Here is a 9,403-nt window from a genome sequence, read left to right on the forward strand (position 1 = left end):
TGAGAGGCTAGGACTTTTGTCCCAGCCTCTTTTAAGTCCGTTCAGACCGGATAAGTGTTTTCTTTGGCACTGGATTGTGTTACAATTTTTAGTAACAAGTGTTTATAACAAGGAAACAGAAAAGATGAAACAGAGGAGAAGCGTGTGGCAAGATATTTAGTAGGGCCTTACAATAATAGTTGGAACTTTATGGATGCGCTTGAAAAAGCGCAGGATGGTGATACCATCGAGTTTGAAAATGGGTATGTCTTTCAATGGCCGACAAATAAAGTGATCGAGATCGACAAGAACCTTCATTTTGTGGGGCATGTGGTCCCAAATCCAAATGGCAATGGGCGCATGTTTAACAACACGATTGAGGCTTCCTTCCGATTTGTAGAGGGAGCTCAGGTGACATTTGAAGATCTGTGGTTTAAAGTTGGTGGGAATTATACTACCTTGCTCTTATGGAATAGCTCAGATATCACCTGTAAACAGGTCTATTTTGAAGCAACCACTCCAACAAATAATGAATTTTTTATCTATATGGATACGCATTCGAAGTTGACACTGGAAGGAGTCGGGATGAAGGTTCCGGAAAAACACCAAAGTGCCATCGGTATGTCCGCTTCGGAATTGTCTATTCGCAATTCAACGATCTTTTCTAAGATTGATCTGTCAGAAGGATCTAAATTGACCTTAGAAAATGTCCATATTGAAAAATTTGGGAATAATACGATCCATGCCAAGGACTCAGAAGTGATTGCAAAAAATTCAACGATTACAGGCGGGGATCTGGAAAAGGATTTTCCACCAGTTTGGTTGAGGAATGTCATCTGGGAGTCTGAAAACTGTAAAATTGAGCTACCTACCGGTACTGGGGTCTGTCTTGATAATAATGTTCAATTCAATTCGGATTCGGATCGTATAACCTCCATCAATTCATTCAATAGTATGATCCGAGCTCACCAGGCTACATTTACAGAATTTTTATGCGTCTATGAAGAGTCCTTTGCTTCCCTGACTGGAGAAACAACCTTCTTGAATGAGAATGCCGAAACCATTTCATTTGGCGTTTTTGATGATGGTGTGCTGATGGCTGAGCATATGATTTGTCATAAGATTGCGGATCCTAATATACGGCTTCAAGGTGGAGCCTTTGCGAAGGTGGGCACCATGACCTATAGCCAGGGGGATGCGCGTGATCTGACCAAGGAAATCGAGGATGACTGTGACTATCTTGTTGGCAGAGAAGTGGCGAAGGGCAATGCGCAAGTCGTTCCTACGGGACAGGCGACGGATGCAACGGTGACTCCAACCACTGCAAGAGACTCTGGACCAGAGAAGAAACAAGATGCTCTTCAAGAACTCAATAGCCTGATTGGTCTTGAAAAAGTCAAACATGAGATCAAGAAAATGATCAACATGGTGGAATTCAACAAGAAACGAATCGCCAGTGGCAAGGCTCCTGAAAAACAAACACTTCACGCTGCCTTTATGGGAAATCCTGGTACAGGGAAAACCACTGTGGCCCGTCTGTTGGGACAAGTGCTCTTTGATGCGGGTGTTCTCTCAGGGGAAGAATTCCGTTTCGTGGAAGCTACGGAGTCCGATCTGATCTCTTCGAATATTGGAGGAACGGCTGAACAGACCCAGGCCCTGCTTGAAAAAGCGCGAGGAGGCATCCTCTTTATCGATGAAGCCTATAGCTTGGATAAAAAGGACAGCGGTGCGGACTTTGGGATCGAGGCGATCAATACCATCCTTAAATTTATGGAGGACAATCGTGACGATATCATGATTATCTTTGCCGGCTATACCAAGGAAATGGAGGAGTTCTTAAAGACCAATCCAGGCCTTCGTTCTCGGGTGCCAAATAATTTCATCTTTGAAGATTTCACAGGAGATGAGATTGTCCAACTAGGTGAAATGATCCTAAGCAAAGGGGACTACAAACTCGAAGACCGGGATTACTATGCGCGGCATGTTAAGCGGGCTTATGATGGCTCGCTAGATAAGAGCAATGGTCGCTGGATCCGTAACCTGGATGAGCAATTGACCAAGACCATGGCAGATCGGGTGGTGGCCCAAGGTTCTGACGATATTGAGACCATCCTCAATAGCGATATTGATGCTGTTCTTAACCAAGGTAAGTATCAAGCAGGAGCCGACAAGGAAGAAGATGGAATGGCTGCCCTCAACCGTTTGGTTGGAATTGCTAAGGTGAAAGAGCAAGTCGAACAATTCGTAGCCATGGCTGAGTTCAATCAAAAACGGGCTGAACAAGGTGGCATCGTTGAAGATACGACCTTGCACTCTCTCTTTCTCGGAAATCCTGGTACAGGAAAGACCACCGTGGCCCGCATTTTGGGCAATATCCTCTTCCAAAAAGGGGTTATCAAGCAGAAGAAATTCATCGAAGTTTCGCGGAGCAATCTGGTTGGAGGCTACCAAGGTCAAACAGCCTTGAAGACGCGTGAAGTTTTGGAGAGTGCACTGGGTGGAGTCCTCTTTATCGATGAGGCCTACACGCTCTATACCGGTTTAAATGATGATTTTGGGAAGGAAGCCTTGGACGAAGTCCTCAAATTTATGGAGGACCACCGCCGCGATATCGTTATTATCTTTGCTGGTTACACGAAAGAGATGCACGACTTCTTGCAGGTCAATTCAGGTCTGCAAAGCCGGATCCCAACTACATTTGATTTTGAAGACTACAGCCCAGATGAGATCGTGGAGATCGGTCTGTTAGGATTGCGTAAGCAAGGTTACCAAGTCAATGAAGCCCTTTATGGAGAGATTGTAAAAGGGAATTATATGCGTGCCAATGACCATAGTAATGGTCGCTGGGTCCGCAATCTTAATGAAAAACTCTTGCGCCAAGTATCGACTCGGGTAACCCGTGAAGGTAGTACAGACTACAATTCCATTTTGGATCAAGATTTGGAAGCCTTGAGAGAGAATAGCAGTTCTGAACAACCCCATACCGTGGATGATCAAGGCTATGTTCTTCCTTAAGTTAGAAGGGACAAGAAAAAGAGTCTGGGACAAAAGTCCTAGCCTCTCAATTGTTTTTGGATTGTAGAGCAAGACGCAGTGGTTGAGTGGGCTCTACTACGCTGATTTCATTAGCTTTTACAGCCCTACTCAACTGTGCGGAGGTGGGACGACGAAATCGAATTCTAACGAATTACCGATTTCTGTCCCACTCTCTTTTTGCATGGACTTATGGTATACTAGGAGGAGATCATTCACTTATGAAGGAGAAAACAATGGTTTTACCAAATTTTAAAGAAAACCTCGAAAAATACGCTAAATTGTTGGTGGCGAACGGCATCAACGTGCAACCTGGCCATACCTTGGTCTTGAACATCGATGTGGAACAAAGAGAATTGGCCCACTTGATTGTGAAGGAGGCCTATGCCTTGGGTGCGCACGAAGTGATTGTCCAATGGGCAGATGATTTTACGACCCGGGAGAAATTCCTCCATGCACCGATGGATCGCTTGGACAATGTGCCAGATTACAAGATTGCGGAAATGAACTACCTCTTGGAACACAAAGCCAGTCGTCTTGGTGTCCGTTCTTCTGATCCAGGTGCCTTGAACGGCGTTGATGCAGAGAAATTGTCTGCTTCTGCCAAGGCTTTGGGCATGGCTATGAAACCAATGCGCATCGCCACTCAATCCAACAAGGTCAGCTGGACAGTGGCTGCAGCAGCAGGTTTAGAATGGGCGAAAAAGGTCTTCCCAAATGCGACTAGTGATGAAGAAGCAGTGGATCTCCTGTGGGATCAAATCTTCAAGACTTGTCGAGTGTATGAGGAAGATCCAGTTAAGGCTTGGGAAGAGCATGCTGCTATTCTCAAGAGCAAGGCAGATACACTGAATAAGGAACAATTTTCAGCCCTTCATTACACAGCTCCTGGGACTGATTTGACTCTTGGCTTGCCGAAGAACCACGTCTGGGAATCTGCCGGAGCCATCAATGCCCAAGGTGAAAGCTTCTTGCCAAACATGCCGACAGAAGAGGTCTTTACAGCTCCTGACTTCCGTCGTGCAGAAGGCTATGTAACTTCTACAAAACCGCTTAGCTACAATGGAAACATTATCGAAGGGATCAAAGTGACCTTTGAAAATGGAGAAATCGTAGATATCACAGCAGAAAAAGGCGATCAAGTCATGAAAGATTTGGTCTTCAAAAACAAGGGAGCGCGTGCCTTGGGTGAATGTGCCCTCGTCCCAGATCCAAGCCCAATTTCCCAATCAGGTATTACCTTCTTTAATACCCTCTTTGATGAAAATGCCTCTAACCACTTGGCCATCGGAGCAGCCTATGCAACTAGCGTAGAAGGTGGTGCAGAGTTCACAGAAGAAGAACTCGAAGCAGCCGGCCTCAACCGCTCAGACGTCCACGTCGACTTCATGATCGGTTCAAGCCAAATGAATATCGACGGCATCCGAGAAGACGGCACCCTCGTCCCAGTCTTCCGCAATGGAGATTGGGCAATATAGGGAGCAGGGCAGAAATCGGTAGACGCAGTCTCGATTTCGTAGTCCTGCCCCCACACAGTTGATTAGACTGGACGAAGAACCGAAAGGTTCGAGTGCCGTCAATCAACCACTGCGCCGAGAGACAGAAATCGGTAGACGCAGTCTTGTAAAAAAAGTAAGGTAGTAGTGAGTCATCACTACTACCTTACTTTTTTGTCATTTACCCTATTCTAATATCAAAAGGCCTTCTTTGATTTCAAATGGGTTGTTTGGGTTGATGCGGTCATAGAACATGATGCCGTTGGTGTGGTCGATTTCATGTTGGACGACGATGGAGTTGTAGCCTTTGAGTTTGATGCGTTTCTTTTCACCGTCTTTTGTGAAATACTCCACGGTCACGCGGGCATGGCGAACCACATAGCCTGGGACGTTGCGGTCTACAGAGAGACAGCCTTCCCCATCTCCAAGAGCCGCATCTTGCACAGAATGGGCGACAACCTTTGGATTGTACATGACTTCTTGAAGGCTATAGGCTTCTTTTGGTGGGTTGCCATCGGCATCTTCTGGATTGGGCACCAAAACAGCGATAATGCGTTTCGAGATGTCCAGCTGAGGAGCAGCGAGTCCAACTCCTCCACGGAGGCCAAGTTTTTCAGCCATAACAGGGTCTTGAGAATGGTGCAAGAATTGCATCATTTTTTCACCCAGGATAATTTCCTGGTCAGACAAAGGGAAGGTCACATCTTCCGCAACAGCTCGAAGTGTTGGATTTCCTTCGCGGATGATGTCATCCATATCAATCAAATGGGATGCTCTTGTAACTTTTTCAATTGCTTTCATTGTCTTACTCTCACTTTCTTTCTACCTTCCATGATAACACAAAAGAACCTGAAATTAAAGTTTTCTGTCAGTTGTTTCCGTGTGTTTGATGGACAAGTCGCCCATTCTTTTTCGGTCTAAAATCGTATAGACCCGTCCTTCTCTTTGGATCAACCCCTCGTCAATCATCTGCTTGATCACGCGGCTAAGGTGGCGGTAGCTGATCCCAAAACGCAGGGCCAGTTGATTCATCTTGGGCTTGAGGATCCCGTTTTCATCACCATGTTCCAAAAAATGTGTAGCGAGGCGCTCCTTGACTGAATAATGAAAGTTGGCAGGAGCCAAATAGTTGATCTGGTGCAATTTCTCAGCCAAGGTCTTGGCTGTAGAGCGCAGAAAGGTTGGATCAATCAGGAGGCGCTTCTTAAAGTGCTGGGCTGGGAGCTGGACGACTAGTGAGTCTTGGTCAGCGATGACCGATGTGATGCAGACCCGATCGAGCAGGAGCTCAATCTCTCCTAACAGTCCAGGTTTTTCTTGGATTTCAAGGATGGTGTCGCTGCCATTCTCAAGACTGTGGATAATCTTGAGCCGACCTTTGAGAAAATAAGGAATGACATCTTGTTCAGAACCCTGACGGCAGATATAATCTCCAGCCTGATAGAGAACGAGGTCCAGCTGGCTAAGACAGTCGCCTGGAAAGATCTGGTCCAATTGGTAGTCTGTGATGATTTCCTTGAGTCTTGTAGATGGGGAAATTTTTTTCATCTCAATCTCCTAAAATAGGACAAATGTCCTGTTTTTCTATTTCTAAATTGATTATACTAGGATTCTATTGAAAATACTAGTTTGAATCTTTTTTGAAAAAACTAGTAAAATCAAAATGTTACCAGTAAAGTGTAGGAAATAAAAAATGAAAAAAACAATGGAAAGAATCAGTCTCTTGAGCTTGTCGCTCATGCTGATCTCATCCTTTTCAATTACAGCCGGTTTGCCGGCTATGAAGGCTTATTTTAGCCAATTTGGCTATACAGCAGGCCAGGTGGAACTCTTGGTTTCCCTGCCAGCCTTTGCGGTCGTGGCCATGCTCTTTTTAAATAGCATGATCGAGCGGTGGATGAGTGAGCGCCAGATGATTATCGCAGGGCTCTTGCTCTTTTCAACTAGTGGCCTCTTGCCTTTGGTCGTGCAGGACTATCCTCTCATCTTTCTAAGTCGTTTGCTCTTTGGTTTGGGGACAGGAATGATCAATGCCAAGGCTATTTCGATTATCAGTGAACGCTACTCAGGCAATGACAAGACTCGGATGCTGGGCTATCGGGGGTCTGCTGAAGTGGTGGGCTCTGCCATCTTGACCTTTATGGTAGGACAACTCTTACCCCTAGGCTGGCCAGCGATCTTTGCCGTATATGGTGGTGGTTACTTGATTTTACTCCTCTATATCCTTTTTGTCCCTTATCCTAAGGAGAAAAAACAGGCTAGCTTGAAGGAGAAAAAGAAAGGTTCCGCACGTCTTCGCCCCCCTCAATGGCGTTTTAGTCTAATGCTAGCTGTGATTGCTGGTATCATCATTTGTTTCAATTCTATTATCAGCCTGCGCGTGCCGGATATCATCGTTGACGCTCGTATGGGAACGGCGACAACAGCTGGAACCGTCTTGAGTCTGATGCAATTAACAGGGATTGTCGCAGGGGTAGGCTTTGCCAGTTTGACACATGTTTTCAAAAAGAACTTGCTCATGATCATGTGCTTTGGTTTCGGTCTAGCTTTGGCCTTGATTGGCTTGTCCAGCCAGCTATGGAGCTTGGTTATAGGAACCCTTTTAGCAGGATTTACCTACAGTACGGGGGTCACCAGTATCTTTTATCACTTATCTGAAAAAATCCCGACCAATCTCCTGAACCTTGCGACCTCGCTGGTCTTGATCGGCTGCAATCTCGGATCAGCCCTCTCTTCTTTCTTCATCCAGTTGGTGACGCCACTAGCTCCCTCTAATCACCTGCTCTTTGTCTGGATTGGTGCTTTGATGGTTGGAACGGGAGTATTTGCCTCACAATTGCTAGCACGAACGAAATGATGGAGAAATCATTTCGTTTTTTTAATTCAATCTATTGCGTCCTGTCACTAGCTCGTGTTATTATAGGAGGAGTGTGAAAAAAAAGATTAGTTTAAAGGATAGAATAATGAAAAAAATCATGGAGAAAGTGAGTATTCTCGCGCTTTCATTTATATTGACGACTTCGTTTTCGATTTCGAGTGCGCAGTCGGCCATGTTTGCCTATTACAAGGGAATTCCTCACAGCATGATTGAGCTCTTGGTCTCGCTTCCTTCTGCAGGGATCATGGTTTCACTCATCTTCAATAAATGGATTGGGCGCCTATTTTCAGAGCGTCAGATGATTGTGATAGGCCTAGTCGCTTACGCTCTATGTGGCTTTATTCCCTTAATCAGTCCAGCTTATCCGGTTGTCTTTTTGTCTCGGATTATTTTCGGGATGGCGGTTGGCTTGCTCAATGTTTCTGCCATAGCCATTATCAGTGAGCGCTATAAAGGAAAAGAACGTGTCCAAACACTTGGCATTCGGGGTTCTGCAGAGGTTGTTGGGACAGCTGTTTTGACCTTTGGAGTGAGTCTCTTGATTCGCTTTGGCTGGCAGGCTGCCTTTCTCGTCTACGGTATCAGTATTCCAATCTTACTTTTGTATCTCTTATTTGTGCCATATGGATCTACAACGGAAGCAGTGGAGGAAAAACACCGGGATGTCAAGATGACGGGGGAACAATGGCGGACAGCGCTCGGCTTAGCAGTCGTTGCGGCAGCTATCGTCTTGTCCAATGTCATGATCACCGTTCGGATTCCAAGTGTGGTAGAGCAAGTAGGGCATGGTACTGCCCAAACTGCTGGGATTATTTTAGCAGCCATGCAATTTGTTGGGATCTTGGCAGGTTTGGCCTTCTCGCCCTTGACCCAGCTCTTCCGCGATCGTTTATTATTGGTTTCGGGTGTAGCTTATGGTGTGGCCCAACTGTTGATCGGCGTCTCTCCAAATCTCTTGATTCTTGCCCTTGTAACCATCGCTTCTGGCTTCGCCTACAGTGTAGCTCTTACAACGGTTTACAATGTCTTGTCAGATAAGATGCCAGCAGGGGTCTTGAGCCAGGCAACGTCCATGGCGGTTTTGGGATGTAGTACAGGTTCGATCGCAACGACCTTTGTCCTTAGTCTATTAGGGACTATCTCATCTACTCCAGCCTTCATTTTTGGATTTTCTGGTATCCTCATGATCCTGGTTTCCTTTTTTGGCCTTTGGATTGTGCGAAAGAGCGGGAAGTAATCATGCGGCTAGATAAATTTTTAGTGGATTGTGGCGTGGGGAGTAGGACCGAGGTCAAGCAGCTTCTCAAGCAAAAGAAAATCGCAGTGAATGGGAAAAAAGAGACAGCAGGGAAGCTACAGATTGATCCAGACAAGGATCAGGTGACCTTTATGGGAGAAGACCTGGTCCATGAGACCTTTGTTTACTACCTGCTTAATAAACCAGCTGGGGTTATCTCAGCGACTGAAGATGATCACCACCAAACGGTGTTAGATCTATTGGATGAGACAGCCCGTCATAAGGAAGTCTTTCCTGTTGGACGCCTGGATATCGATACCCATGGCTTGCTGCTTTTGACCAATAATGGCAAGCTCGCTCATGCTATGCTTTCGCCGAAGAAGCATGTGTCGAAGATCTACCGTGCCCAGGTGGCTGGGATCATGGATGAGGCAGATGTGGCCCGTTTTGAAGCAGGCATTGCCCTCAAAGACTTCACGACCTTGCCCGCGAGATTGCAGATCTTAGAGGTGAATGAGACAAATGCCAGCTCCTACGTCGAAATCGAAATCGCTGAAGGAAAATTCCATCAGGTCAAGCGCATGGTCGCTGCCTGTGGTAAGGAAGTGGTGGATTTAGAGCGGATTTCTATGGGTCCTCTAACGCTAGATCCAACTCTTCCATTGGGAGAATGGCGGAGACTCCATCCTTCTGAACTCAAGTCCCTAGAGGTCTTCGGAGTTCCCTTATAAGAAAAAAACCAAGAGGCTGGGACAAAAGTCCTAGCCTCTTAATTGT

The 9,403-nt window shown here is 46.0% G+C and carries 7 protein-coding genes; 5 read left to right on the top strand and 2 right to left on the bottom strand.

The genetic code is table 11. From position 1 onward, the window contains the following. The first annotated feature begins 144 nt into the window (after window positions 1-144). A complete protein-coding gene (locus HMPREF2893_RS05185; protein ID WP_070674794.1) occupies window positions 145-2,997 on the top strand; it encodes an AAA family ATPase in 2,853 nt (950 codons plus the stop codon). A gap of 254 nt (window positions 2,998-3,251) precedes the next feature. Continuing rightward, window positions 3,252-4,493, top strand: a complete 1,242-nt coding sequence (locus tag HMPREF2893_RS05190; protein WP_070674797.1) for an aminopeptidase — start codon at window positions 3,252-3,254, stop codon at window positions 4,491-4,493. Between the two features lie 204 nt (window positions 4,494-4,697). Here HMPREF2893_RS05190 and def read toward each other — a convergent pair whose 3' ends face one another. Then, window positions 4,698-5,312: a peptide deformylase gene (def, locus tag HMPREF2893_RS05195; protein WP_003004253.1), complete on the bottom strand. Its 615-nt coding sequence runs from the start codon at window positions 5,310-5,312 to the stop codon at window positions 4,698-4,700. A 54-nt stretch (window positions 5,313-5,366) separates the two neighbouring features. Further along, window positions 5,367-6,059: a cyclic nucleotide-binding domain-containing protein gene (locus HMPREF2893_RS05200; protein ID WP_070674800.1), complete on the bottom strand. Its 693-nt coding sequence runs from the start codon at window positions 6,057-6,059 to the stop codon at window positions 5,367-5,369. 145 nt (window positions 6,060-6,204) lie between these two features. Between HMPREF2893_RS05200 and HMPREF2893_RS05205 the strand changes: the two genes are divergently transcribed. The 3 genes from HMPREF2893_RS05205 to HMPREF2893_RS05215 all read left to right on the top strand — a co-directional run bounded on the left by HMPREF2893_RS05205 (window position 6,205) and on the right by HMPREF2893_RS05215 (window position 9,357). After that, window positions 6,205-7,368 carry an MFS transporter gene (locus HMPREF2893_RS05205; RefSeq protein ID WP_070674803.1) on the top strand — a complete coding sequence of 388 codons (1,164 nt, stop codon included), beginning with the start codon at window positions 6,205-6,207 and terminating at the stop codon, window positions 7,366-7,368. A gap of 106 nt (window positions 7,369-7,474) precedes the next feature. Continuing rightward, window positions 7,475-8,626 (top strand): MFS transporter, encoded by a 1,152-nt coding sequence (locus HMPREF2893_RS05210; protein ID WP_070674806.1) that lies wholly within the window; start codon window positions 7,475-7,477, stop codon window positions 8,624-8,626. Between the two features lie 2 nt (window positions 8,627-8,628). Further along, the gene (locus tag HMPREF2893_RS05215) at window positions 8,629-9,357 is read left to right on the top strand and encodes a pseudouridine synthase (RefSeq protein WP_070674809.1); all 729 of its coding nucleotides are present in this window, start codon (window positions 8,629-8,631) and stop codon (window positions 9,355-9,357) included. The last annotated feature ends 46 nt before the right edge of the window (window positions 9,358-9,403 follow it).

It is taken from the genome of Streptococcus sp. HMSC072C09, from assembly GCF_001813105.1.
Classification (GTDB): domain Bacteria; phylum Bacillota; class Bacilli; order Lactobacillales; family Streptococcaceae; genus Streptococcus.

Excerpts from the sequence above, each read along its gene's own strand:
- HMPREF2893_RS05190 (WP_070674797.1), top strand. The coding sequence starts at position 3,252 with ATGGTTTTACCAAATTTTAAAGAAAACCTCGAAAAATACGCTAAATTG.
- def (WP_003004253.1), bottom strand. The coding sequence starts at position 5,312 with ATGAAAGCAATTGAAAAAGTTACAAGAGCATCCCATTTGATTGATATG.
- HMPREF2893_RS05200 (WP_070674800.1), bottom strand. The coding sequence starts at position 6,059 with ATGAAAAAAATTTCCCCATCTACAAGACTCAAGGAAATCATCACAGAC.
- HMPREF2893_RS05205 (WP_070674803.1), top strand. The coding sequence starts at position 6,205 with ATGAAAAAAACAATGGAAAGAATCAGTCTCTTGAGCTTGTCGCTCATG.
- HMPREF2893_RS05210 (WP_070674806.1), top strand. The coding sequence starts at position 7,475 with ATGAAAAAAATCATGGAGAAAGTGAGTATTCTCGCGCTTTCATTTATA.
- HMPREF2893_RS05215 (WP_070674809.1), top strand. The coding sequence starts at position 8,629 with ATGCGGCTAGATAAATTTTTAGTGGATTGTGGCGTGGGGAGTAGGACC.